Origin of the sequence: Pseudomonas fluorescens (genome assembly GCF_012974785.1) — a bacterium.
In the GTDB taxonomy this organism is placed as follows: domain Bacteria; phylum Pseudomonadota; class Gammaproteobacteria; order Pseudomonadales; family Pseudomonadaceae; genus Aquipseudomonas; species Aquipseudomonas fluorescens_BT.
The window spans coordinates 3,017,289-3,042,533 of sequence record NZ_CP027561.1 but is presented as its reverse complement, the minus strand read 5'-3'; the positions used below and the strand labels follow the sequence as shown (position 1 = coordinate 3,042,533).

The following is a 25,245-nucleotide window of genomic DNA, read 5'->3' as shown; positions in this document are numbered from 1 at the left end:
CCCGGAGACAGAAAGTAAAAACCCGCCTCTAGGGCGGGTTGGGTGCTGCAGTCGTGAGCTAGCCCGCCAAATGAGGAATGGCGGTAATAATGCTTGGCTGGCAGCGCAGTACGGTGGAAGTCATGAGCTCGAAATTAGCCCGGGCGCTGCGGGCAAGTCAATGGTGAATTTTGCAGCGAGTCTGTAGGCTGGCCTTTCGCTCATCTGCCCAAGGAAGGAATACCTGATGTCCATCGCCCTGCCCCTCACCGCTTTGATCGCGTTCAGCGGCTACACCGTTAGCGTGATGCTGCAAGCCGAACAATCGCTGATCGACTTCGGCATCAGCCTGATGTCGCGGCCGGACACCGCGCAAGTGGTGATCGATCTCTATCTGCTGGCAACGCTGGCCGGCGTCTGGATGTACAAGGACACGCGCAAGCGTGGGCAGTCGGGCTGGTCGGTGGTGCCTTATCTGTTGCTGACGGCGGTGTTTGTTTCGGTCGGGCCGTTGTTGTACCTGGTAGTCCGGGGCCTGCTGGATCGCAAGCGCCCGGCCCCGGTCATTTCGCCAGACGCCTGAGCCCGAACAGCATCCCTCCCGCCCCCAGCAACATCGCCGCCAGGAACAACGGGTACGACACCCACCACGGCGTGCCGGCGGTCATCATGCTGAATTCCGACATGCCGCCAATGCTGGCAATCAGGTTGAGCGGCAGGAACACCACGTTGATCAGCGTCAGCTTGCGCAGCAGGTTGTTCATGCTGTTGTTCATCAGGTTGCCCCGGGCATCGATCAGCCCGGAAAACACCGTGGAGTAAATTTCCGCCTGCTTGTAGCACTGGTTGTTTTCGATGATCAGGTCGTCGATCAGGCCGAGAACGTCGCTGTCGAAATGTTGTTTCTGTGCGTGATTGCGCAGCCGCGTCAGTACCGCGCCGTTGCTGTGCAGGGCGTTGATGTAATAGATCAGGCTTTCACTGAGGTTGAACATCTGCACCAGATGCTGGTTTTGCATCGAAGCGTTGAATTTTTGCTGCAACTCCCGGGCGACCAGTTTGATCACCTTCAGATGCCCGAGGTAGTGATGGATGTTGTTGAACAACAGGTCCAGCAACACATCCAGCGGCGCATTCAGTGGCCGGCCCGTGCCGAGCCCGTGCAGCGGGGTGTCGTCGGTGGCGATCACCAGCAACTGGCTCGGTGAAAACAGCAAACCGCAAGACGACACCTCGAACGCGAGGCTGCCACCGCCGGAATAGTTCTCGGGGCGTTTCCAGATCAGGAACAGATGATCCGGATGAAACTCGATCCGCGACACCTCGTCCGGGTCCAGCGCCGAGGCCAGCGCGTGTTCATCGAGCTTGAAATGACTGTGCAACAAGTCACGCTCGGCGGCGTCAGGGTTGCTGAACAGCATCACCTCGGCGTCCAGCCGTTCGACACGCTGCAGGGCGCCCTGGCTCAGTGCAAAGCTGTTGATCATCGGCCGGTCACCAGGCCTGGCCACGGCGTTTGAGCTCGAGACGGCGCACGAACTCTTCCAGTACCAACGAATACAGATCGTCCTGTAAGTAAGCGTCTTCGATGCCGGCGTCGAGGTTCGGGTTGTCGTTGACCTCGATCACCACCACTTTGTCGCCGGCCTGTTTCAGGTCGACGCCGTACAAACCGTCGCCGATCAGGTTGGCGGTCTTCACCGCCAGCTCCACTACGGCACGCGGCGCTTCGTGGATCGCCAACGTGCGACATTCGCCGTTGACGTCCTGGCCCTTGGCCTTGTGGTTGTAGATCTGCCAGTGGCCCTTGGACATGAAGTACTGGCAGGCAAAGATCGGTTTGCGGTTGAGCACGCCGATGCGCCAGTCGTACTCGGTGTAGAAAAATTCCTGGGCCAGCAACAGCACCGAGTGTTCGAAGAGTTCGGCGGTGGCTTCGAGCAAAGCCTCCTGGCTCTCGACCTTGATCACACCACGGGAGAAACAGCCATCCGGGATCTTCAGCACCAACGGAAAACCGAGGCGTTCGCCGACCCGTTCGAAGTCTTCGGGTCGCTCCTTGTAGAGAATTTCCGTGGCGGGCATGCCCAGTTGATGGCTGTTGAGCAGGTCAGTGAGATAGACCTTGTTGGTGCAGCGCAGGATCGACGTCGGGTCGTCCATCACCACCAGCCCTTCGCTCTCGGCTTTCTTGGCGAAGCGGTAGGTGTGGTTGTCGACGCTGGTGGTCTCGCGGATCAGCAAGCCGTCGTACTCGGCCAGCCGTGCGTAGTCCTTGCGTTCGATCAGCTCGACATCGATGCCCATGCCTTTGCCGACTCGCACGAAGTTTTCCAGTGCGCGGGCATTGGACGGTGGCAAGGCTTCTTGCGGATCGTGCAGGATTGCCAGGTCATAACGCGCCACTTGCGGCGAACGCGGTACACGCCAGATCTTGCGGCTGAAACCGTCCAGCGCATTGGCGAACTGATCTTCCTGATCGTCGCGCAACTTGTGCAGGGCACCGGACTTTATGCCTTCGATGTGCCATCCGTTAGTTCGACGGAATTCAACTAACAGAATCGGACACGGGAACACTTCAAACAATTGCCGGGCCAGATCCTGTAACGGTTCGATATGCGTTCTGCCGAAATAAAGTGTCAGCGTAAAACCTTCAGTGTCGTTGTAGAGATGATGACTGAGGGCTTTTTCCAGGGTTTTATCCAGGTCGTCCAGCGCCAGACCGTAAAGCGATTTTCGGGTCAGCTCGCTGATGGTGCGTACCGACGGAATCACCTTGTGCCCTCGGGCTTCAGCCAGCAGCGAGCAATAGTAGCCGTGCCCAAGATACTTGTAGCTGCGGCACAGGTTGATCACCTGCACCCGTTTTCCCGGCTCGCTGTCGGGCGGTTGTTCGAGATATTCCTGGGCCGTCAGGATGTCTTCGCTGGGAAAGTACGAGGCCCAGTCCTCCTTGCGTTCGACGATGATCATCACTTGACTGGAAGTTCTGACCTGCGGTTTTAAATAAGTTGCCGGTGGCAAACTTTGAATGGATACTTCGCGCCAATGACCCTGTACCGCTGACATAGAAATTGATCCGTTGGAGAACAAGACCTTTTCTATTAAGCACGAACTTTTTCGAAAGTCCCGTTTCGTTACGCAACTTTTACGGCGGTCATATGAACACTGTTTTTCGATTGGCGACAGTTGATGATTTACCGGCGCTGCTGGCACTGGAAATGCACTGTTTCACCACGGACCGGCTCACCCGCCGCAGCTTTCAATGGATGATCACCCGCGCCCACGGCCAATTGTGGGTGGCCGAACGCGGAGGTCAACTGCTGGGTTATGCGCTGGTGCTGTTTCATCGGGGCACGTCACTTGCGCGGTTGTATTCCATCGCCATTTCCCCCGATGCCCGGGGTGCAGGCCTGGGCAAGCAATTGCTGCAGCGCATCGAGGCCTGTGCCCTTGAGCACGACTGCGTTTACCTGCGGCTGGAGGTGCGCACTGACAACCCCGCCGCCATCGCGCTGTACGAACGCAGTGGCTATCGGCGCTTTGCGCTGATTCACGACTACTACGAAGACCATGCGGACGCGTTGCGTCTGGAAAAGCGCATTCTGCAACACCACGACTCACGCAGCATCAAGGTGCCCTATTACCGGCAGACCACCGATTTCACCTGCGGTCCGGCCTGCTTGCTGATGGCAATGGGTGCCTTGCAGGCAGCTCGTGTGCTGGAGCGTCGCGAAGAATTGCAGGTCTGGCGCGAAGCAACCACGGTGTTCATGACCGCCGGCCATGGTGGCTGCAGCCCTCAAGGGCTGGCTTTGGCTGCATGGCGCAGAGGGTTTTGCGTGCGTTTGCAGCTGAGCATGACCGGGCCGCTGTTTCTCGACGGCGTGCGTGACATGCATAAAAAAGACGTCATGCGCCTGGTGCATGACGAGTTCATGGCACAGCTGAACGACACCGATGTCGATCAAATCATCGGCACGACACTGGATTTGCCCCGCCTGCTCAACGCCGGCGGGCAACCTTTGGTGCTGATCAGCAGCTATCGTCTGACTCGCTCCAAGTCACCGCACTGGGTGATCGTCACCGACTGCGACGAAGACTTCGTTTATCTGCATGACCCGGATGTCGACCACAGCCAGCATCGCCAGCCCATGGACTGCCAGCATGTGCCGGTCAGCCATGGGGAGTTCGAAAAAATGTGTCGGTTCGGCCGGGGCAAGCTGCGGGCAGCAGTGGTGCTCTACGCCCGCTCACCTGTATGACGCGTTCATTTGAGTCCGACCTTGTACAGCGCACCATCGGACTCGTCCGTCAGCACATAAAGGTAACCATCCGGCCCTTGCCGGACGTCGCGGATCCGTCGCTTCAGGTGGCCCAGCAGACGTTCTTCATGCACCACCTTGTCGCCATCGAACTGCAGGCGGATCAGCTCCTGCGTGACAAGCGCGCCGATGAACACGTTGTGCTGCCAGGGTTTGAAGCGGTCGCCATCGTAGAACGCCATACCGCTGACACCCGGTGATTTTTCCCAGACATGATGCGGTGCGACGGTGCCTTCGACGGTTTTACCCTGGGCTTCCGGAATAGGCTGCATCGAGTAGTTGATGCCGTGGGTTGCCAGCGGCCAGCCATAGTTTTTTCCGCGTTCGATGATGTTCACCTCGTCGCCGCCGCGAGGACCGTGTTCGTTTTCCCACAAAGTGCCGCTCCATGGATTGAGCGCTGCCCCCTGCGGGTTGCGATGGCCATAGGACCAGATCTCCGGGCGGACACCGGACTGACCGACAAACGGATTGTCATCCGGCACCTTGCCGTCCGGATAGATCCGCACGACTTTGCCCTGCAGCTTGTCCAGATCCTGTGCGGTCGGGCGGTCGTTGTATTCGCCGAGGGTGATGAACAGATAACCATCACGGTCGAACACCAGGCGCGAGCCAAAGTGATTGCCGACCGACAATTTCGGTTCCTGACGGAAGATCACGTTGAAATCCTTCAGGGTTTTGAGGTCGTCCGACAGACGCCCGCGCCCTACCGCCGTGCCAGCCTTGTCACCGGCCCCACCGCCCTCAGCGTAAGACAGGTACACCAGCCGATCCTGTTTGAAGTCCGGCGACAGCACCACATCCAGCAATCCGCCCTGCCCCTTGGCCCAGACCTTGGGAACGCCATCGATCGGCGCCGACAGCTTGCCGTCAGCCCCGACCACCCGCAGGTTGCCCGGACGTTCTGTCACCAGCATGCCCTGACGATCCGGCAGGAACGCCAGGGCCCACGGATGCTCAAGACCCTGCGTAATGGTGGTGACTTCAAGGGTGCCCTGTTCGCTTTGCAGCGCTTTGGGAGCGTCGGCGGATACCGGGCCGCAGATCACTGCGCTGGCACACAAGCCGGCTAAAAGGGTTTTACGCAACATGCACGATTCCTTTTGTTCGTTTGAAGGGCTGACAGAAACGGTTCTGCCATTCAACGGTTGCTGTCGCCGTCACGGGCGGGTGGATTGGGAATGAATTTCGGCGGTGTGCTCGGCACCGAGCGCAATGGCTGACCATTGCCGATGCCGCCGTTCTCGACGGTAGGCTGGCGCGGCACTGGCGCCGTATTCGGCCCGCGGATCACCGGATTGGCAGGCTGGGTGCCCTGCATGCTGTTGGGATTGGCCCGGTGAATCGGGCTGTTGTAGGGATTGCTGCTGTTGCCGGTCGGACTTTGCGCCAGCCGCAGAGTATCGGCGTGAACCAGCCCGCCAGTGAGGGCCAGCAATGTGATGCCAAACAGAAAACGGTTCATGAACGGCCTCTCTCGATGCGCTGGGGTCAGAGCCTTCGAGTCCACGCTACGCCGAGGGTTCGGATTTGTTAACCCGTCACCGCTAAACAAGATGTAACACGGCTTGACCTGCCGTTTACCGCCGCCCCCGCAAACAACAGAAACTTTTACGCTGGCAAACAGGTCACCCGAACATCACTCGGAGAACAGCACCATGGCTCGGGCAATCTGGAAAGGCGCAATCAGTTTCGGTCTGGTGCACATCCCTGTGGCGCTGGTCTCGGCCACCTCGTCGCAGGGCGTGGACTTTGACTGGCTGGACAGCCGCAGCATGGACCCGGTGGGCTATAAACGGGTCAACAAGGTCACCGGCAAGGAAGTCACCAAGGACCACATTGTCAAAGGCGTGCAATTCGAAAAAGGCCGGTATGTGGTGCTCAGCGAGGAGGAGATTCGCTCGGCGCACCCGGTTTCGACCCAGACCATCGATATTTTTTCCTTCGTCGACAGCGCGCAGATCCCGCTGCAGAACATCGACACGCCCTACTACCTGGCGCCCGACAAGCGCGGCGGCAAGGTCTACGCCCTGCTGCGCGAAACCCTGAACAAAACCCACAAGGTCGCCCTCGCCCGGGTGGTTTTACACACACGTCAGTATCTGGCGGCGTTGATGCCTCTGGAGTCTGCGCTGGTATTGGTCAAACTGCGCTGGCCGCAGGAGGTACGCAGCCTGGACGAACTGGCGCTGGGCAGCGAAGTGACCAAACCCCAGTTAGCCAAAGCCGAACTGGACATGGCCAAACGGCTTGTTGAAGACATGAGCGCCGACTGGAATCCCGAGGATTACCGCGACGAGTTCGAGGACAAGATCATGGCCCTGGTGGACAAGAAGGCCCATGAAGGCAAGATCGAGGACGTTGAGACCGTTGACGGCGAAGAAGAGCGCAAGTCTGCGGATGTGATCGATCTGACGGAACTGCTCAAGCGCAGTCTGGGTGGCAAGGCTGCTGCCAAACCCAAGGCCAAGGCTGCCAGCAAGACAACGACGGCCAAAAAAACCAGAAAGGCCTCGTAAATGAAATCGGGCGACTGTCTTTCAACAGTCGCCCGATCTATCAAATCAGAATGAAGATCGCCAGCAGACCACCAAAGATCGCCCACTTTTCCAGGTAATAGCGCGCGCGATTGCGCTTTTTCAGCTCTTTGCCACGCAGGCGGATCTTGTAGATTTTGGTAAACAAGCGGTTGATACCGCCGGTGCGATCGCCCGCATCGTTCGGTGCACCGGCGGCCGACATCACGGTACGGCTGAACCAGCCATTGAATGCAGCGGCCCAGCGATACTTCATCGGGCGTTCGACGTCGCAGAACAGAATGATGCGGTTCTGGTCGGTGGTGTTTTCCGCGTAGTGAATGTAGGTCTCGTCGAACATCACCGCTTCACCGTCGCGCCAGTGATAGTTCTCGCCATCGACATTGATGTAGCAACCGGCGTTGTTCGGCGTTTCCAGCCCCAGGTGATAACGGTAGGAACCGGCATACGGGTCACGGTGACGCACCAGTTTAGAACCCGGTGGCAGTTCGGCGAACATCGCCGCCTTGATCGAACCGATGCTCTGCACCAGCTCAGTGGTGCGCGGGCACAGTTGCAGCGCCGACGGATGGCTGTCGCCGTACCATTTCAGGTAGAAACGCTTCCAACCGGTCTTGAAGAAGGAGTTGAAACCAACATCGTCATACTGGTTGGAGCGCTTGATCGCACCGGCTCGCAGCAGATTCTGACCTTCCTCGCGGATTTCTTCCCAATGGGCCTGCAACGGGCTCAGATCGGGAAAGTCCTTCGGGTCGAGGTAGGGTTTGTTCGGTTTCTTCGAAAACAGATAAAGGAAGCAGTTGATCGGCGCGAGAAACGTCGAGTGGTCGCTCAACTGACGGCCCAGTTTGTGACGCACACGACCGCGCAGGTGTACGTATGCAATGGAAATGACATAAATAGCAGCAATGATGAGTTTCACGGAAATCGTCACACGTCAAAAATGAACAAACTGCGCGCCTGCCGGCCATTGGCTCAGGGTCTGATGCAGTGGCATGAATACAAATACTGTCCCGGTGGCACTTCCTTGAGCCCTTGCCGTTAGCGGCTATTGGGTGATCGGATGGCATTTTAGCCATACTTTGTAACCAATGGTGAACCTCATCTGTGAAAAACTGTCCGCTGATTCGGCCAAACGGCAGCCGTTGCGATCGCGCGCGCGCCAGCCATGCCAGTGACATCAGCGTTACGGCAGATTGAGTTCGACGAAAAGAAGTGGCGGCAGCGCGCCAGACGTGGTGCTGAAGGCAGCTTGAGGCGTTGATTTCCTGGAACCCTACCGAAGAAATCAGAAGAGCACTGCAGAGTTTGTCTCTGAATGCGCGTGTGCTTGGCAGGACGATTCAGGATCGAAACAGATGGGAATCCGGCCACAACAAACGAATGGCCCGGTGGACTGGAGCAGAGTGCCGCAAATGCTGAAGCGAGATACGGATGATCCGCCAGGCCAAAGGATTAATGAAACCAATCGACCTGGCGAATCATGAAGCGCGTTTATTTGGAGGTGGAAAGGCTGGCCTTGCTCAATCCCTTGGTATTGTGATCGCCTGGCGTTGTAGCCGAGATCGCCGTCGCCTTCGACAAGCCCCGTGTCGCTTTAGAATGTGCAACACCTGAAGTCGCTGTACCGTGTCCACGATCAGCGTTGTGGTCACGTCCCGTGTGCTGACCACTCACGCCGTGATCCCGAACGGCCCTGCCTTCATGATCCGCCTCCTGGCCTTCGGCACGACCATTATTGGAAGCGCTGGCTGAGTGCCCGGCGCTATCGCCGCCATGCCCGGCACCGCCGACACCGCCACCGTGACTGCCGCCACCGCCACCCGCACCACCGTTACCACCACCATGACCACCGCCATCCTTGGCATAGGCAGAAGCCATGACGGACAGTCCGGCAGGCAGTAACGGCGCCGCAGCAAACATCATTACGCACGACATGACGGCAACGAGGTTTTTACTTTTGAAACGCATGATGGCATCCACAAGGGTTGATTTTACTGCCATCTAGGACGCACTCGGGGACATCGAGTTCAACCACGAGCGATAAAACAAGGTAGCGATACCTCACATATAAAGTGGGTGAGAACATGTCGCTATTGCTACCCGTGAAATGGTCAGGAAACATCCGAACCCGGCGGGCTGCTCCTCAGTGAAAAAAATCCCTTGTTGAAACCTGGACGAAATTGCAGGTATTACCGCTTGCGCGGAGTGACCGAAGGACGCGACGCCGCCGGCCGGGCCGCAGGTTCGTTATCGTCCGCCATACAACTGCCGCATTACTTATGCGACAATGCGCGCAATGTCTGGCATGAATCCCGCCTTTATTGCCCAACAGCTTGGACGCTGCGTCCAGAGGCTGCTCTCGCCCCACGCCCGCTGGCTCGACGCTGACGGTGACCGTGCCCGGGAAGAAAAAGCTCCAAAATGCCCCAGAAGTGGCCCAAGCGCCAAATGTGCGGCTCGCAACCCATTGATAGGTAAAGCAATTGATCTCCACAGCTAATATCACGATGCAGTTCGGCGCAAAGCCGCTGTTCGAAAACGTTTCGGTGAAATTCAACAACGGCAACCGTTATGGCCTGATCGGCGCCAACGGATGCGGCAAGTCGACGTTCATGAAAATCCTCGGCGGCGATCTGGAGCCGTCTGCCGGCCAGGTGATGCTCGAGCCGAACGTGCGCCTGGGTAAGCTGCGTCAGGATCAGTTCGCCTACGAAGAGTTCACCGTGATCGACACTGTGATCATGGGTCACGAAGAGCTGTGGAAGGTCAAGGCCGAGCGCGATCGTATCTATTCGCTGCCGGAAATGAGCGAAGAAGACGGAATGGCCGTGGCCGAGCTGGAAACCGAGTTCGCCGAAATGGACGGCTACACCGCTGAATCCCGCGCCGGTGAACTGCTGCTGGGCCTGGGCATTCCGCTGGAACAGCATTTCGGTCCGATGTCCGAAGTCGCGCCGGGCTGGAAGCTGCGTGTTCTGCTGGCTCAGGCACTGTTCTCCGATCCGGAAGTGCTGCTGCTCGACGAACCGACCAACCACCTGGACATCAACACCATTCGCTGGCTGGAATCGATCCTCACCGTGCGTAACAGCACCATGATCATCATTTCCCACGACCGTCACTTCCTGAACAGCGTCTGCACCCACATGGCCGACCTGGACTACGGCGAGCTGCGTCTGTTCCCGGGCAACTACGACGAGTACATGACTGCGGCGACCCAGTCCCGCGAGCAACTGCTGTCGGACAACGCCAAGAAGAAAGCCCAGATTGCCGAACTGCAGACGTTCGTCAGCCGCTTCTCGGCCAACGCCTCGAAAGCCAAGCAGGCCACTTCCCGCGCCAAGCAGATCGACAAGATCCAGCTGGCCGAGGTCAAGCCATCGAGCCGCGTGAGCCCGTTCATCCGTTTCGAACAGACCAAGAAGCTGCACCGCCAGGCCGTGACCATCGAGCAGATGTCCAAGGGCTTCGACGGCAAGACCCTGTTCAAGAACTTCAGCTTCACCGTTGAAGCCGGCGAACGCGTAGCGATCATCGGCCCGAACGGTATCGGCAAGACCACCCTGCTGCGCACCCTGATGGGCGAACTGACCCCGGACGCCGGTTCCGTGAAGTGGACCGAAAGCGCGGAGCTGGGCTACTACGCTCAGGACCACGCCCACGACTTCGAAGACGACGTGAGCCTGTTCGACTGGATGGGTCAGTGGACCCAGGGCGAGCAAGTGATTCGTGGCACCCTGGGCCGCATGCTGTTCTCCAACGACGAGATCCTCAAGTCGGTAAAGGTCATCTCCGGTGGTGAGCAAGGTCGCATGCTGTTCGGCAAGCTGATCCTGCAAAAGCCGAACGTACTGGTGATGGACGAACCGACCAACCACTTGGACATGGAGTCGATCGAGGCGCTGAACCTGGCGCTGGAAAACTACCCGGGCACGCTGATCTTCGTCAGCCACGACCGTGAGTTCGTATCGTCCCTGGCCACGCGCATCATCGAGCTGAGCCCGAACGGCGTGACCGACTTCAGCGGCACCTACGACGATTACCTGCGCAGCCAGGGCGTCGTGTTCTGATAGCGGCCTAGAGTCGAAAGCCCCGCCCCATGGCGGGGCTTTTTATTGCGTCCGGGAAAGATAGTTAGCCTGCTTTCTTTTATTTCACCGCCAAGCCATGATGCGGACTCTCCCACCGCCGCCCGCGAACGAGCCCTCATGTCTGCGCAGCAACAGCCACCTCAAAGCTCCATGGCGATCACCCTGCAGATCGTCTCCATCGTTTTCTACACCTTTATCGCCTTCCTCTGCATCGGCCTGCCGATTGCCGTGTTGCCAGGCTATGTGCACGAACAACTGGGCTTCAGTGCCGTCATCGCGGGTCTGGTGATCGGATCGCAATACCTGGCAACCCTGCTCAGCCGGCCGATGGCCGGGCGCATGTCGGACACCGTCGGGACCAAACGGGCGATCGTTTATGGCTTGTCGGGAATCGTGCTCAGCGGTTTGCTGACGCTCGTTTCCACGCTGCTGCAGGACGTCCCGCTGGCGAGCCTGATCATTCTGATTGCCGGGCGTCTGCTGCTCGGCATCGCGCAGGGCCTGATCGGTGTTGGCACCATCAGTTGGTGCATGGGCCAGGTCGGTGCAGAGCACACCGCCCGCTCCATCGGCTGGAACGGCATCGCTTCTTACGGCGCCATTGCCATCGGAGCGCCGCTGGGTGTGCTGATGGTGGCCGACTATGGGTTTACCAGCCTCGGTATTGCGCTGTCGGTACTGGCCGCTGGCGCCCTGCTGCTGATCCGCAACAAACCCTCCGTACCGGTGGTGCGCGGCGAGCGGTTGCCGTTCTGGGCGGTATTCGGGCGGATTGCGCCGTTCGGTGCCAGTTTGAGCCTGGCCTCGATCGGTTACGGCACCCTGACCACGTTCATCACCCTTTATTACCTCAATCGCGGCTGGAGCGGCGCGGCCTACTGCCTGACGGTGTTCGGCGTGTGCTTCATCCTGTCGCGGCTTCTGTTCATTGGCGCCATCGCCCGATTCGGCGGCTTTGCTTCGGCCATCGCCTGCATGAGCATCGAAACCGTCGGGCTGTTGTTGCTGTGGCTCGCCCCCTCGACCGGTTACGCACTGATCGGCGCCGGGCTGGCGGGGTTCGGGCTGTCGCTGGTGTACCCGGCGCTGGGTGTTGAAGCCATCCAGCAGGTGCCCAACTCCAGCCGTGGTGCCGGGTTGAGTGCTTTCGCAGTGTTTTTCGATCTGGCATTGGCGGTCGCCGGGCCGTTGATGGGCGCGGTGGCGTTGAATCTGGGGTATTCGAGGATATTCCTGGTTGCAGCACTGCTGTCCGTGACCGGACTGGCGCTGACCTTGTGGCTCAAGCGTCGGGCAATGGCCTGACGCTTACTGATCCGCCGTCTGCATCCCCGCCCGGGAAGGCTTGCCCAGTGCATGGGAGAAGAACCGCCCGGCTTCGGAAATCAGGTTGCGGTGAATGTCTTCACGATCCACCCCGTCAGCATCGGTGCACAGTGCCGGCATCGCACGGATCTGCTCTTCATTGCACGGCGCCATGAACACAAAGTGTCCCGCACCGGCCAGCAACTTGAAGTCTGGCGCAGTCGGCAGTTTGCGCGCCAGGGCGGCGGCGTTCTTGTCGAACGCCACCAGTTTGTCGCCGTCGCCGCTGTACAGGAGCACCGGCACATGCACGTCGGCTAGGGTGTGCCGGCCGAACTTCAGGCTCAGCGGCGCCATCAACAGCAAGGCGTGGACTCGCGGGTCGGCCACCGGTTGCAGGTCATCGCGATCGACGATCAGTTCGCCCTGGGTGTTGCAGGCGTCGCGATCATCCGGACGTTCCTGGCAGTAACGACGCAGGCGATCAAGGTCAGGCTGCGCGCCGGAGAGAATCAACGCGGTCTCGCCCCCCGCCGAGTAGCCGATGACGCCCACTTGGTCGGCGTTGACGAACGGCGCCAGCATGCGATCGCCAAGGGTGGCGGTAATGGCTTCGGAAATCTGGATCGGCCGGCCATAAAGATTGCTCAAGGTGCCGAGGCGGCTGTGATCCCTGGAGTTGTCACCGGGATGAATCACCGCCACCACCACAAAGCCCTTGCGGGCCAGGGATGTGGCCAGATCGTGCAAGGCCAGCGGCGTGCCGGTGTTGCCGTGGGACAGCATCAGCATCGGAAAGCGGCCGAGGGCGATCCTGGTGTCTTCGCCGGCCTCGACCGAATAGCCCTCGATCAGGCTCATGTGCTCGCGGTCGCTGGAGGGATAGAACGCGATGGCACGCATGGGTTGCAGGTCGAGCGGATCGAGGAACGTCATCTCGTGATAACCGACGCTCCAGCGTGGGTACTGGCCGGGGGCTGCGTGCACTGAATTCAGGCTGCCGAGCAGGCAAATCAGTAACGTTGCACAAAGACGCATCATGGGATGCCCCACCCTGTTGTTACTCAATCGAAAGATCCGTTGTGTTCGACGCCCGAAACTCCGAGGTTCGGTGATCCGGCGCGGCGCTGCACTCAGACGTTGATCGTAAGACTGCATAACCCGGGCCAGATTATGTAACAGTCAGACACAAAAAACTCCGTATCTGGCCCTTGCAGAACCAGAATACAGAGTTTTTTGGGTGTTGCCTGAACGAGAGCTGTTCTTTACGAAAGCCTTACGCAGCGGCGAACAGTTGCTCGCTGATGCGGGCGTGGGCCGCGCTCATGGCGTTGTTGCGAACTTCTTCGCCGTAGGCCAGGCCTTCGGCACGGACGATTTCGATGTCGGTGATGCCGAGGAAGCCGAAGACCAGTTTCAGGTAGTCTTCGTGAGCCACGCCCGAGGCCTGACCGGCGTGGATGCCGCCCGAAGTCGATACGATGATCACTTTCTTGCCACCGCACAGACCTTCAGGGCCGGCTTCGGTGTAGCGGAAAGTCTGGCCGGCGACGGCGATGCGGTCGATCCAGGCCTTGAGCTGGGTTGGCACGGTGAAGTTGTACATCGGCGCGGCAACGACAATGGCGTCAGCCGCGATGAATTCGGCCAGGGTGTTGGCGCTCAGTTCGGCTTCGTGCTGTTGTGCAGCGTTGCGCAGTTCAGCGGCGGTGCCGGCGGCCACCAGAGTGGTCGACGAGAAGTGGCTGATGGCGTCGGCGGCCAGGTCGCGGTAGGTCACGACAGCGCTTGGCTCGGCGGCTTGCCAGGCTTTCACGACTTCGGTGCTCAGCTGACGGGAAGCGGAGTTGTCGCCCAGAATGCTTGAATCGATGTGCAGCAGTTTCATAGTGGAATCTCCTGGAAAGAATCGCCGGTGGCGACGGAATGGAGACAATCCTACCTACGAAACCAATAGCTGATTAGACGGCAACAATGCGATAGTTCGTCCCACCGATAGAACAGTTGGATTCGCCCCACATGCAAGACCTCAACGATCTCTACTATTTCGCCAAAGTGGTCGAGGCCGGCGGATTCGCTGCTGCCGGCCGCTTGCTCGGCATTCCCAAGTCGCGCCTGTCGCGGCGCATTGCCGAACTGGAAGAACGCCTCGGTGCGCGCTTGCTGCAACGCACTACCCGGCAATTGAAGCTGACTGCGGTTGGCGAGCGCTATTTGCGTCACTGCCAGGCGATGCTGCTGGAAGCGGAAATGGCCGATGAAACGGTGGCCAGCATGTCCAGCGAGCCCCGTGGCCGTTTACGGGTTTCGAGTCCGACGGGGCTGGCCCATGAAATGCTGCCAGTGGTGATCAGCAACTTCCTCGGCAAATACCCGCAGGTGCAACTGGAAGTCACCTTGATCAATCGTCGCGTGGATCTGATCACCGAAGGCATCGATGTAGCCCTGCGCGTGCGCGAACACGGCGACGAAGAGCCGATGCTGGTGACCCGCCGTCTGCGCCAGGCACAGATGGTGGTGGTCGCCAGTCCTTCCTTTATACAGGGCGTGGAAATCAATCATCCGCAGGACCTCAAAGCCCTGCCGGTGCTTGGTGCGCTGGAAGCCGATCGCATGGTGCATGTGCGCCTGCTCGATCAGCACGGCAAGAGTTGCGATCTGGCGCTGGAAGCCCGGCTGGGCATCGACGATTTCATCGTACGCAAGGCCTGCGTGCTGGCCGGCCAGGGTTTCACCCTGCTGCCGATGATGTATTGCGAAGCGGAACTGAACAACGGCACGCTGGTGCAATTGCTGCCGGACTGGTCGTTGCCCGGCGGCTGGCTGCAAGCCGTATACCCGCATCGACGCGGGGTGATGCCGGCGGTACGTGCCTGGATCGATCATTTGGTGGAATCGTTCAATGCCTGTGGAGAACGGCTGTTATGAAACAAGGAAAGATGAGCGAAGCGGACGTTGCGGATTTCTGCCTGACATTGCCGGGCGCCCGGGAAGACTACAAATGGGGCGGTGTGCGGGTGTTTTCGATTGCCGGCAACAAGATGTTCGCCTTGCAGGGGCTGCGCGGTGAGTCGCTGGCGTTCAAGGTCGACAAGGACCTGTTTCTCGGTCATTGCGACCGGCCGGGCATTCACCCGGCGCCTTATCTGGCGCGGGCACAATGGATCATCATGCACCCGCCCTACCCCTTGGGCGCCGAGGAACTGCGAGGGTTGCTGCAACGTTCTCACCAGTTGGTGGTGAGCAAATTGCCGAAGAAAACCCGGGTCGGGTTGCTGCTGTAGCTCTACCCCAACGCCAGCAGGTTCGAACCGAGGAACAACTGATCGATCCAGAACACCTGGTGCAGCGCAACGATCACCCAGAACAAAATCTGGAACGACACCTTGCGCGTCTTGTGCCGCAAGACCTGCTGGGCGATCAACGCGCCCGGCCAGCCACCCGCCAGTTCCACGGCGTGCAGGATGTTTTCCGGAGTGCGCCAGGCATCGGCGCGGGCCTTGCGCTTGTCGGCCCAGTACAGGAAGAACGCCAGCACGCTGACAATCCCGTAGGCCGCCAGCGGCACGCGAGAGATCCCGCGCAACCACATCGACAGCGAGCCGAACAGCGGCAACGCGCAGACGATCAGCAGCACGAACAGCTTCAAATTGAGGTGCTGGATGCGGCCGCCGGACGAGCCGCGATCCGGACGACGTGCGCGGGAATCACTCATGCCCTGGCCGCCGCCCAGTCCACCCAGCCGAACTGCCAGGTCGCCAGAATCAACAGACCGAACACGATCCGGTACCAGGCGAATGCCGCGTAACTGTGGCTGGCAATGAATTTCAGCAAGCCACGCACCGCGATCATGGCGAATATGAACGCCGTGACGAAACCGATGGCGAACACCGGAAAGTCGGCCGGCACGAACAGGTGGCGATACTTGTAGCCCGAATACACCGCCGCACCGACCATGGTCGGCATCGCCAGAAAGAACGAAAACTCGGTGGCGGTCTTGCGCGACAGGCCAAACAACAGGCCACCGATGATGGTCGAGCCGGAGCGCGAGGTGCCGGGGATCATCGCCAGGCACTGGGCGAAGCCGATCTTCAGCGCATCCGTCCAGCGAATTTCGTCGACCGTTTCAGCGTGAACTTCATGCTGACGCTGCTCGGCCCACAACATCACGATCCCGCCCACCACCAGCGCCGCGGCCACGGTGATCGGGTTGAACAGGTATTTGTGAATCAGATCGGCAAAGATCACGCCGAGCACCACGGCGGGCAGGAAGGCGATCAGCAGGTTGGCGGTAAAGCGCCGGGCGCTCGGCTGAGTCGGCAAGCCGATGACCACGTCGAGAATCTTGCGTCGAAATTCCCAGACCACTGCGAGAATCGCGCCAAGCTGAATGATGATGTTGAACGCCATCGCTCGCTCGCCTCCGAAATCGAGCAAGTCGGCAACAATGATCTGGTGTCCGGTACTGGAAATGGGCAAAAACTCCGTCAGCCCTTCTACAACTCCAAGAATCAGTGCCTGCAAGGCGGTCCAAAGGTCCATCAATCCCCCAAAGAGCGATGCGCTCAGGCATGCCCCGATAGTATTTTTTTACGTTCACTGCGTTCAGCGTAGCTGTTTGTCGCTGTACCGATTCCGCGCGCCAAGGATCCACACGAAACGGTCAAAATTCCGTGAAATGGCAACTTGGATTCAGGTTTTCACGCACGGGGCCGAAATCCTATCAGACAAGCCGTAATAGCGCTGCCGCGCTCTACGACTTGGGTCGCGTATGCCCGGGCACGGAAACGTGCTTGGATGCTGGCGGTGATTTATTACAAGAAAAAAAACCGGAGTGACAGCGTTATGAACAGCTTGCGCAGTGTGTCGATCAGCCGACGCTTGTGGCTCATCTTGATTGTGGCGGTGGTCATGCTGCTGACCCTGGGCCTGTTGATGCTCAAGCAGATCCACGATGACCTGTATCACGCCAAGGCCCAGAAAACCCAGCATGTGGTGCAGACCGCCAGTGGATTGCTGGCCTACTACCAAGGCTTGGAAGCGGCGGGGACCCTGACCCGCGACGCCGCCCAGAAACAGGCGCTGACCGCGATTCGCGGCCTGCGCTACGATCAGAACGACTACTTCTGGATCAACGACCTCACCCCCGTGATGGTCATGCACCCGACCAATCCCAAGCTTGAAGGCCAGAACCTCTCGGCGATTCGCGATCCGGACGGTTTTGCGGTGTTCAACGAAATGGTTGCCATCGCCAGGGCCAAGGGCGCCGGCATGGTCGATTACCGTTGGCCGAAACCCGGTGCCAGCGAGCCGGTGGCCAAGACCTCCTACGTGAAACTGTTCGAGCCATGGGGCTGGGTGCTGGGTTCCGGCGTCTACGTCGACGATGTGCAGGCCGAGTTTCAGGGCCAGGTGATCAAGGCGTCCGTTGTAGGGCTGGTCATCGCACTGATCATGGGCGTGCTGGTGATCCTGATTGCCCGCAGCATTGTCCGCCCCTTGCAGGAAACCGTGAACGCCATGGCCAACATCGCCAGCGGCGAAAGCGACCTGACCCGCAGCCTCGATACCCATGGCCAGGACGAAGTCACGCAACTGGCGCATCACTTCAATGCCTTCACTGCCAAGCTGCGCCGGGTCATCGGCGATTTGCAGGTGTCCGCCAGCGCGCTGGGCGAGTCGTCGCGGGAGCTGGGCAACGACGCAACCCAGGCCCAGCAGCGCAGCCAGCAACAGTCGCAGCAGATGGAGCTGGTGGCGACCGCCATCAACGAAGTCACCTACGGCGTGCAAGATGTGGCGAAGAACGCCGAACATGCCGCCAGCGAAATGCGTGACGCAGAAGCCCAGGCTCAACAGGGCCAGGTCAACATCGACGGCAGCTTGCAACAGATCGACAAGCTCTCCGGCACCATCGATCAGGCCGTCGAAGTCATCCGCACGCTGGCGACCGAAAGCACGCAGATCGGCAGCGTGCTGGAAGTGATCCGCTCGATTGCCGAGCAGACCAACCTGCTCGCCCTCAACGCCGCCATTGAAGCAGCCCGTGCCGGTGAACAGGGTCGCGGGTTTGCGGTGGTGGCTGACGAAGTGCGTTTGCTCGCGCAACGCACGCAGAAATCCACGGCGGAAATCCAGTCGATGATCGAGCGTCTGCAAAACCATTCCGAGGCCGCCGTGAAGGTGATCGGCGACAGCAGCAAGGCTTCGCAATTGACTATCGAGCAGGCGGGACTGGCCGGGGCGAGTCTCAATGCCATCGGCCAGGCGTTGCGCAACCTCAACGGTCTGAACGCCTCGATCGCCAGCGCGACCCTGCAACAGGCGCACGTGGTCGAGGACATCAACCAGAACGTTACTCAGGCGGCGGGCTTGTCTCACAGCACGGCGCTGGCGGCCGAGCAGTCGAGCGTGGCGAGTGTGAAACTCGGCCAGCTCAGCGAACAACTGAACGGGCTGCTGCGCCAGTTCCGCGTCTGATCCCTGCAACAGGTGGGAACTCATTTCCCACCTGTTTTTCGGTACAATCCGCTCCCTTCCCAACTCCCCCAAGGATCTTGCATGTCCGGGCTCGAACTGTTTGCCGCCGCCCTCGGTGTAATCGCCGTCTGGCTGACGGTCAAACAGAACCCGTGGTGCTGGCCGATCGGGCTGGTCATGGTGCTGCTCTACAGCTGGGTCTTCTTTGAAGTGAAGCTGTATTCGGACATGTTGCTGCAGGTGGTCTACGCCGCGCTGCAAGTCTACGGCTGGTGGCAATGGACCCGCGTCGGAACGCTGCACGACGGACGTGAGGTCAGCCGGCTCGATTTCCGTTCGATTCTGCAAGGGCTGGCCATCGGCGCCGTCGGCAGCCTTTTGCTGGGCGCGGCCATGGCGCACTGGACGGACGCGGCGCAACCCTGGCTCGACGCGGCGCTGACCGCTTTCAGCCTGGTCGCGCAATTCTGGATGGCCCACAAGCGCCTGCAATGCTGGGCGCTGTGGTTCGTGCTGGATGTGATCTTTGTCGGGCTGTTTCTCTACAAGGCGCTGTATCTCACGGCGGCGCTGTACGCCCTCTTCACCCTGATCGCGGTGCAAGGCTGGCGGGAATGGCGCGCCGATCCGGCGTTGCGCACATGAAAGTCGTGGTTCTGACCGGGCCGGAATCCACCGGCAAGAGCTGGCTGGCGGCCGGACTGCAGCGACAGTTCGGCGGTCTGCGGGTCGACGAGTACGTGCGCTGGTTCATCGAGCAGAATCCCCGTGATACCTGCCTTGCCGATATTCCCGAGATCGCTCGCGGCCAGTTGCGATGGGAAGACGAGGCGCGAGCGCAACAGCCGAGCCTGCTGATTCTCGATACGCATCTTTTGAGCAACATCCTCTGGAGCCAGACGCTGTTCGGCGACTGTCCCGACTGGCTGGAACCGGAACTGCTGGCGCGTCATTACGACCTGCACCTGCTGCTGTCTGCGCAACAGATCGACTGGACAGACGACGGTCAACGTTGCCAGCCAGCGCTCAGCGAACGTCTGGCCTTCTACGACGCCACCAAAACCTGGCTGGAACAGCACCGGCAACCTTTGCAGATCATTCAGGGTGACTGGGCCGAGCGCCAGGCTCAAGCCTTCGACGCCGTACGAAACCTGCTGGCAGGTTGACCCGGGTCCGGGTGCCTGCCCCGTGCATTTTCCCCGATCAGGGGTAAAAGTGTCCGATCCTGAAACACTCCTTCCTCTGCAAAGCCCCCGTCTCAACGGCCTTCATCGCTTTGTCATGCGACTTGTTACATCGCTGAAACACCCTTCTGCAAACCCTTGTCCCAGAGCATTGCAATGGCTTTGCCCCGCAGAAACTGCAGGGACCTGTTTCAGCGTTGAAACAGCATTTGTATCAGCGCTGCACACTCTTCAGCCAACCCATTGAAAACCCGGAAGATTTAAAAACCGGCACAGCTTTCGCTCTCTCCTTCACAACGCTGACTCGGGCCAGCCCACTGAAGAAGGAATTGCCGCCGTGGGAAACATCAACAAAGCCTTCACTTGCCTTCTGCTGATCGGATCAGCCGCCAGCACTTTCCTCAGTGTCAACGTTCAGGCTGAAGGCAATGGCGTGATCGTGCTCAGTCGCGACGTGCAGCCGATTCCGATCGGACGCAGCGCATTCGGCAAAGACCCCTACCCGACCACTGTCAATGCCAACCCGTCCGCGCGTATCGACCAGGCAATGACCAGCACCGAACTCAATGACGGCGACTTTGCCAGTGTAGCCAGTGGCTCATCTATCCGCGGCAACATATCCGTAGGGTCCAGCCTGCCGGGCACCAACGTCTTGACCAATCCAAACGGTCTGCCCGGCATGAGCGCCGGCCATGGCGGCGGCGGTGGCGGGACGATTTCCAACACCATCAACCGCTCGCTCAGCAGTGGTCTGGCTCCGCTGACCCGCATGGCCGGAGGCCAATGAAATGAATCGTTCCCTGCTCCTTTTGGCGCTGCTCGGCTGCACCAGCGTGATGGCCGATCCAGGCGCCGTGGACAGCGCCAACATTCAGAACTCCGGCGCGCAGTACAACGGCAACTTCAACGTCAACCAGGCCGCCGGCGACCAACAGCAACAGACCAACGTCAAATCGATTGCCATCGGCACGTCGGCCAGCGCCACCACCATCATTCACCAGAAACTCGACACCCCCGCCGACCGCTCGATCAATGCGAGCTCCACTATCGGCGGTACCTCATTCAGTAACGGCAACGGCGCACTGGGCGTGAACCAGGGTTCCGGGGCCAACAACCAGATGGCCAACGCCATGCGGATCAGCATCAGTGCTGCACCGCAGAGCATTGACGATAGCGCCCTTTCCCAACAGAACGTGGCGTTGTTACCGAGCTCAGGAGCAACTGGCATCCCCGGCAGTCGCCAGGTCACGACAAGTGATCAGGCCTTCACCGGCAGTCGCGGGGTAATCCAGGTGAACCAGAGTGCCGGGGTGGGGAACCGAATGGCTAACACCCTGAGCATCCGGGTCGCTGACTGACCCAAACAAGAAGCAGTGCAATTAGAAAGTACCAACACTTAACCAACTAATAAGCACGACGGAGAAACACCATGAAACCTACAATGGCTCTCAAACCACTGGTTTTCGCACTCGCCGCAGTGATGGCAATCGCAGCTCAGGCAGGCGGCCGTGATGAACATCACGGTCATGATCACGGACCGAAAGGCCCAACTCTGGAAGAACTGCTGCAAATCTCCGCCGGTGCGGGCGCTGCAGTGATCGACCAGCAAACCAGCGACGGCAACATTGTGCTGAACCAGGGCACCAACAACAACGCCAATGCCAGCAACGCTGTCAACGGCGCCAACGGCAACATCGGCATGAACAACGCCGCAGGCGATGGCAACCAACAAGACAACGCCGCCGCTCTGGCCACTGCTGACGAAAGCTTCATCTTCGGCGCTGCGGTTTCCGCCTCCAGTGCAACTCAAATGAACACCGGCAACACCGTTGCGAACTACTCCAGCACAGCCAATGCCAGCCTCAACAACGTCGGCAACGGTGGCTCGGGTAACATCGGCGTGAACAACGCTGCCGGCGACTTCAACCAACAGAAAAACAACCTGGCAATTGCTGTATCCGGTGGTCGTGTAGCTAACGCCGCTGCTGCCGCCAACCAAACCTCGACGGGTCTGGGCGTCGCCAACAACGGCACTCAAACCTACAAAAAAGATACCCTCACTGGCACTGTCAACGCCGCCGGCGCATTCGTGGCCGCAGGCACCGCAGTCACCAAAGACGATGATCACGGTCACGGTGGCTATGGCAACAACGACAGGGGCCATGGCAAAGATCAGAAATCTGATTTCGTTGCCGTGGGTGTCTTCGGTCTGGCTGGCGTGACCACTCAACAAGTGTTGACTCCAGACGGCTGGAAAAACCCAGTCACCAACACCGCCAGCATGACCAACGTAGGCAACAACTGGTCCGGCAACGGCGGCTTCAACAACGCTGCTGGCGTTGGCAACCAACAAAGCAACTCGCTGTCCATCGCTGCAGGTTGCAAAGCCTGCATGTAATCGCGATCGAAACGAAAGCCCCGGAAACGGGGCTTTTCCTCAGTCCGCAAAGGCGTATCGATCATGCGTAAGACTGCCCTCCTCGCTCTGCTTTGCTTCTGTGGCCTGACCCAGGCTGCTCAGATTCCCGTTGCTGCCCTGCCCGGCGGCACGCTCGTCTACAAAAACGTGCAAAGCATCCGTGAGCGCAAGTTTGCCGACATCGTCGAACAAAAAACCGATTTCAGCTGCGGCGCCGCCGCGCTGGCAACGGTACTGCGCCAGGCTTATTGGCTCGACGTCGATGAAGAGCACATCATCAAAGGCATGCTGGTCAATTCCGACCAGGACCTTGTCCGTACGCAAGGTTTCTCCATGCTCGACATGAAGCGCTACATAGAAAGCATCGGCATGCGTGCCAGGGGCTACAAGATCCCACCGGAAAAACTCGATGCGGTCACTATCCCGGTGGTGGTACTGATGGAAATTCGCGGCTACAAGCATTTCGTGGTGCTGCAGCGGGCGGACAAGGATTGGGTCTACATCGGAGACCCCGTTTTAGGACACAAACGCTACAGCCATGATGACTTTGTCAAAGGTTGGAACGGCATTGTCTTTGCCATCGTCGGCCCCGGATACGACAAGACCAATGCATTACGCAGTCCTCCGGCACCGCTGACCGCCAAGAACAAGCTGGATAACTTCAACCCCGTCAAAGATGCTGAATTGATGGACTTCGGGTTCATACAGAGCGACTTCTTTTAATCGCCGATTATAAAGAGTGGGGCTGGATGTCCCGGGAGCAGCAGATGAAAACCTCATACTGGCTGGCCGCCGCCTGCCTGGCAGCGAGCGCGTCAGGCTATGCCAATGCAGGGTTCAAACCCATCGAAATCCAGGATTCGGAGCTGTCACAGCTTCGCGGTCGTTATGTGATGCCGGGCCGGATCATCAGCTTCGGTGTCGTCATGAGCAGTACCTGGCGCAACGCCAGTGGAGATCTGATCGGGGCCTCGGCCACGATGCAATTGCAGGCCGCTTCGGTAAAACCTGAATTCTACGTCTCGACCATCAAGGAACACGGCAATGGCAGTACCCCGGAACTGGGGACTGGCTCGGTCGTGGGTGGTGCGGGACTCAACTCCAGCCAGGGCGTGACGCAGAGTGTGCGCGCCGCTGGCGACGGCAACTCCGCCTACAACAACGTTGCGATCAACGTCAAAGAAGCCAGTCAGGCACCTGCCCTGATGCCCGCCCAGGGCCAGGCCTTGATGGCCGGCCAGACCATTTCCGGCAGCAACGGTGCCGGCAGCGTCGCGGTTTCAGCCACAAACGGCGGTGTGCAAATGGCCATTCAGGCCTCCGGCAATCAGGGTACAGCCTTGCAACAGGTCGCCCAGGGCGGACTGCTGCAAAATACCCGCTTGCTGGGTAACGCGAACGTAGTCAACAACCTGACACAACTCAACGTTGTCCTTAACAATAACGGTATGAGTGCCGGCGCACTGGACTGCAACCTGACTCAACTCAGAGCACTACGCAATATCGGATATTGAACTACGCTGAGTCTCGATCATTGGGCTTAAAGGGACGGCTTATTCATGTATCGATCAGTATCACTGCGTGCCGCTGTATGTTTGAGTACTCTTCTACCCGCGGCGATGCTGCAAGCAGCACCCGATGCCGATGTAGAAGCCCTGAAACAGGAACTTCTGGAGCTTAAGCAACGATACGAAGTACAACAAAAAGCCTTGGCGGTGCTCGAACAGCGAGTCCGCCAGGTCGAAGAGCAACCCGCTTCTCCACCCCCAAAACGCCTGGCCAAATCGCCTTCGGACATGAAAGGCAACCGGGTCGCCACCGGCACCGGGGCTGCAGCAGCGTCGGGGGGCGCCGCCGGGGGCAGTGGCGCATCCTATGGCCAATCGTTGGCCGACGATTCACAACCGGCACAGAGTGTGTCCAACCTGTACGACGAAGCCAGCGGTTTCTTCGGGGCGGCAAATTCAGCTTCGAAACCGGTATCACCTATTCGCGTTATGACACGCGCCAGCTGATTCTCAACGGTTTCCTGGCTCTGGACTCGATTTTTCTCGGCAACATCAACCTCGACCGGATCAAGGCCGACACCTGGACGCTGGACCTGACAGGCCGCTACAACTTCGACAACCGCTGGCAATTCGACCTGAACGTGCCAGTGATCTACCGGGAATCGACCTATCAGTCCGGCGGCGGCAACGGCGGCGCCTCCAACGTCACCACCGAACAGGACGTCAGCCGCGACCCGACTATCGGCGACGTCAACTTCGGCATTGCGTACAAGTTCCTGGACGAATCGGCCAACACCCCGGACGCCGTGGTCTCCTTGCGGGTCAAGGCGCCAACCGGCAAGGATCCGTTCGGCATCAAGCTGCGCAAGACCGACGACAACAACAACCTGTTCGTTCCCGACACCTTGCCGACCGGCAACGGCGTCTGGTCGATCACACCGGGCATCTCGCTGGTCAAGACGTTTGACCCGGCCGTGCTGTTCGGCAGTCTGTCCTACACCCACAACTTCGAGGAGTCGTTTGACGACATCAGTTCCGATGTCAACCAGAAGAACCCAGGCAAGGTACGCATCGGCGACAGCTTCCAGATTGGCGCCGGGGTTGCCTTCGCACTGAACGAGAAGATGAGTATGTCGTTCTCCGTATCCGACCTTGTGCAACGCAAGAGCAAGCTGAAACAGGATGGCGGGGATTGGCAATCGGTGGTGTCCAGCGACGCCAACGCCGGTTACTTCAACGTCGGCATGACCATCGCGGCCACCGACAATCTGACCATCGTGCCCAACCTGTCCATCGGCATGACCGACGATGCCCCGGACTTCTCCTTCAGCCTGAAATTCCCGTACTACTTCTAACCCGCCACACTATGAAAAGGCCCGCTGCGAGTGCATCGCAGCGGGCCTTTTCAGCTTCT

25 protein-coding genes and 1 pseudogene are annotated in these 25,245 nt (G+C 59.4%); 16 read left to right on the top strand and 10 right to left on the bottom strand.

Annotated features, from left to right (window positions below; translation table 11 throughout):
• Window positions 1-223 precede the first annotated feature (223 nt).
• Window positions 224-562 carry a DUF2834 domain-containing protein gene (locus tag C6Y56_RS13640; RefSeq protein ID WP_169432637.1) on the top strand — a complete coding sequence of 113 codons (339 nt, stop codon included), beginning with the start codon at window positions 224-226 and terminating at the stop codon, window positions 560-562.
• Here the strand turns inward: C6Y56_RS13640 and C6Y56_RS13635 are convergent.
• The gene (locus C6Y56_RS13635; RefSeq protein ID WP_169430326.1) at window positions 543-1,466 is read right to left on the bottom strand and encodes a magnesium transporter CorA family protein; all 924 of its coding nucleotides are present in this window, start codon (window positions 1,464-1,466) and stop codon (window positions 543-545) included. The genes C6Y56_RS13640 and C6Y56_RS13635 overlap by 20 nt on opposite strands.
• A gap of 7 nt (window positions 1,467-1,473) precedes the next feature.
• On the bottom strand, window positions 1,474-2,952 hold the full coding sequence (locus tag C6Y56_RS13630) for a RimK family protein (protein ID WP_169430325.1): 1,479 nt from the start codon (window positions 2,950-2,952) through the stop codon (window positions 1,474-1,476).
• Between the two features lie 188 nt (window positions 2,953-3,140).
• Here C6Y56_RS13630 and rimI point away from each other — a divergent pair, with 188 nt between their 5' ends.
• Window positions 3,141-4,244 (top strand): ribosomal protein S18-alanine N-acetyltransferase, encoded by a 1,104-nt coding sequence (rimI, locus tag C6Y56_RS13625; protein ID WP_169430324.1) that lies wholly within the window; start codon window positions 3,141-3,143, stop codon window positions 4,242-4,244.
• Window positions 4,245-4,249: 5 nt separating this feature from the next.
• Here the strand turns inward: rimI and C6Y56_RS13620 are convergent, their stop codons facing one another.
• A complete protein-coding gene (locus tag C6Y56_RS13620) occupies window positions 4,250-5,395 on the bottom strand; it encodes a PQQ-dependent sugar dehydrogenase (protein ID WP_169430323.1) in 1,146 nt (381 codons plus the stop codon).
• 50 nt (window positions 5,396-5,445) lie between these two features.
• Window positions 5,446-5,769 carry a hypothetical protein gene (locus C6Y56_RS13615; protein ID WP_169430322.1) on the bottom strand — a complete coding sequence of 108 codons (324 nt, stop codon included), beginning with the start codon at window positions 5,767-5,769 and terminating at the stop codon, window positions 5,446-5,448.
• A 193-nt stretch (window positions 5,770-5,962) separates the two neighbouring features.
• Between C6Y56_RS13615 and C6Y56_RS13610 the strand changes: the two genes are divergently transcribed.
• Window positions 5,963-6,823, top strand: coding sequence for a Ku protein (locus C6Y56_RS13610; RefSeq protein ID WP_169430321.1), 861 nt, complete (start codon window positions 5,963-5,965; stop codon window positions 6,821-6,823).
• Between the two features lie 40 nt (window positions 6,824-6,863).
• Here C6Y56_RS13610 and lpxO read toward each other — a convergent pair whose 3' ends face one another.
• Window positions 6,864-7,763 (bottom strand): lipid A hydroxylase LpxO, encoded by a 900-nt coding sequence (lpxO, locus tag C6Y56_RS13605; protein WP_169430320.1) that lies wholly within the window; start codon window positions 7,761-7,763, stop codon window positions 6,864-6,866.
• A gap of 572 nt (window positions 7,764-8,335) precedes the next feature.
• Window positions 8,336-8,812: a hypothetical protein gene (locus C6Y56_RS29215; RefSeq protein WP_243433207.1), complete on the bottom strand. Its 477-nt coding sequence runs from the start codon at window positions 8,810-8,812 to the stop codon at window positions 8,336-8,338.
• A 515-nt stretch (window positions 8,813-9,327) separates the two neighbouring features.
• On the opposite strand from C6Y56_RS29215, the gene C6Y56_RS13595 reads away from it, so the two are divergent.
• Window positions 9,328-10,914 carry an ABC-F family ATPase gene (locus C6Y56_RS13595; RefSeq protein WP_169430318.1) on the top strand — a complete coding sequence of 529 codons (1,587 nt, stop codon included), beginning with the start codon at window positions 9,328-9,330 and terminating at the stop codon, window positions 10,912-10,914.
• Window positions 10,915-11,052: 138 nt separating this feature from the next.
• A complete protein-coding gene (locus C6Y56_RS13590) occupies window positions 11,053-12,240 on the top strand; it encodes an MFS transporter (protein ID WP_169430317.1) in 1,188 nt (395 codons plus the stop codon).
• A gap of 3 nt (window positions 12,241-12,243) precedes the next feature.
• On the opposite strand, the gene C6Y56_RS13585 is transcribed toward C6Y56_RS13590, so the two are convergent.
• Complete coding sequence (locus C6Y56_RS13585; RefSeq protein ID WP_169430316.1) at window positions 12,244-13,281, bottom strand: alpha/beta hydrolase family protein; 1,038 nt, start codon at window positions 13,279-13,281, stop codon at window positions 12,244-12,246.
• Window positions 13,282-13,516: 235 nt separating this feature from the next.
• Entirely contained in the window at window positions 13,517-14,128 is a 612-nt protein-coding gene (locus tag C6Y56_RS13580) for an FMN-dependent NADH-azoreductase (protein WP_169430315.1), read from the bottom strand.
• Window positions 14,129-14,259: 131 nt separating this feature from the next.
• On the opposite strand from C6Y56_RS13580, the gene C6Y56_RS13575 reads away from it, so the two are divergent.
• Together C6Y56_RS13575 and C6Y56_RS13570 are read left to right on the top strand one after the other, a co-directional pair.
• A complete protein-coding gene (locus tag C6Y56_RS13575) occupies window positions 14,260-15,168 on the top strand; it encodes a LysR substrate-binding domain-containing protein (protein ID WP_169430314.1) in 909 nt (302 codons plus the stop codon).
• Window positions 15,165-15,524 carry an MmcQ/YjbR family DNA-binding protein gene (locus C6Y56_RS13570; RefSeq protein WP_169430313.1) on the top strand — a complete coding sequence of 120 codons (360 nt, stop codon included), beginning with the start codon at window positions 15,165-15,167 and terminating at the stop codon, window positions 15,522-15,524. Before C6Y56_RS13575 ends, C6Y56_RS13570 begins: the two co-directional genes overlap by 4 nt.
• Before the next feature lie 2 nt (window positions 15,525-15,526).
• Here C6Y56_RS13570 and C6Y56_RS13565 read toward each other — a convergent pair whose 3' ends face one another.
• Window positions 15,527-15,955, bottom strand: coding sequence for a DUF1294 domain-containing protein (locus C6Y56_RS13565; protein ID WP_169430312.1), 429 nt, complete (start codon window positions 15,953-15,955; stop codon window positions 15,527-15,529).
• The gene (locus C6Y56_RS13560) at window positions 15,952-16,782 is read right to left on the bottom strand and encodes an undecaprenyl-diphosphate phosphatase (protein WP_169430311.1); all 831 of its coding nucleotides are present in this window, start codon (window positions 16,780-16,782) and stop codon (window positions 15,952-15,954) included. The genes C6Y56_RS13565 and C6Y56_RS13560 overlap by 4 nt, the downstream gene beginning before the upstream one ends.
• 303 nt (window positions 16,783-17,085) lie before the next feature.
• Between C6Y56_RS13560 and C6Y56_RS13555 the strand changes: the two genes are divergently transcribed.
• The 9 genes and pseudogenes from C6Y56_RS13555 (at window position 17,086) to C6Y56_RS13515 (ending at window position 25,186) form a co-directional block, all read left to right on the top strand.
• Window positions 17,086-18,720, top strand: coding sequence for a methyl-accepting chemotaxis protein (locus C6Y56_RS13555; protein WP_169430310.1), 1,635 nt, complete (start codon window positions 17,086-17,088; stop codon window positions 18,718-18,720).
• 81 nt (window positions 18,721-18,801) lie between these two features.
• On the top strand, window positions 18,802-19,365 hold the full coding sequence (gene pnuC, locus C6Y56_RS13550; protein WP_169430309.1) for a nicotinamide riboside transporter PnuC: 564 nt from the start codon (window positions 18,802-18,804) through the stop codon (window positions 19,363-19,365).
• Window positions 19,362-19,886 carry an AAA family ATPase gene (locus tag C6Y56_RS13545; protein ID WP_169430308.1) on the top strand — a complete coding sequence of 175 codons (525 nt, stop codon included), beginning with the start codon at window positions 19,362-19,364 and terminating at the stop codon, window positions 19,884-19,886. The genes pnuC and C6Y56_RS13545 overlap by 4 nt, the downstream gene beginning before the upstream one ends.
• Before the next feature lie 355 nt (window positions 19,887-20,241).
• Window positions 20,242-20,691, top strand: coding sequence for a hypothetical protein (locus tag C6Y56_RS13540; protein WP_169430307.1), 450 nt, complete (start codon window positions 20,242-20,244; stop codon window positions 20,689-20,691).
• Between the two features lies 1 nt (window position 20,692).
• Window positions 20,693-21,262, top strand: a complete 570-nt coding sequence (locus C6Y56_RS13535) for an adhesin (RefSeq protein WP_169430306.1) — start codon at window positions 20,693-20,695, stop codon at window positions 21,260-21,262.
• Between the two features lie 71 nt (window positions 21,263-21,333).
• The gene (locus C6Y56_RS13530) at window positions 21,334-22,302 is read left to right on the top strand and encodes a heme utilization protein (protein WP_169430305.1); all 969 of its coding nucleotides are present in this window, start codon (window positions 21,334-21,336) and stop codon (window positions 22,300-22,302) included.
• Window positions 22,303-22,365: 63 nt separating this feature from the next.
• Entirely contained in the window at window positions 22,366-23,046 is a 681-nt protein-coding gene (locus tag C6Y56_RS13525) for a C39 family peptidase (RefSeq protein WP_169430304.1), read from the top strand.
• A gap of 44 nt (window positions 23,047-23,090) precedes the next feature.
• The gene (locus C6Y56_RS13520; protein ID WP_169430303.1) at window positions 23,091-23,837 is read left to right on the top strand and encodes a hypothetical protein; all 747 of its coding nucleotides are present in this window, start codon (window positions 23,091-23,093) and stop codon (window positions 23,835-23,837) included.
• 45 nt (window positions 23,838-23,882) lie between these two features.
• Window positions 23,883-25,186, top strand: a pseudogene (locus C6Y56_RS13515) (hypothetical protein).
• Window positions 25,187-25,245: the final 59 nt, after the last annotated feature.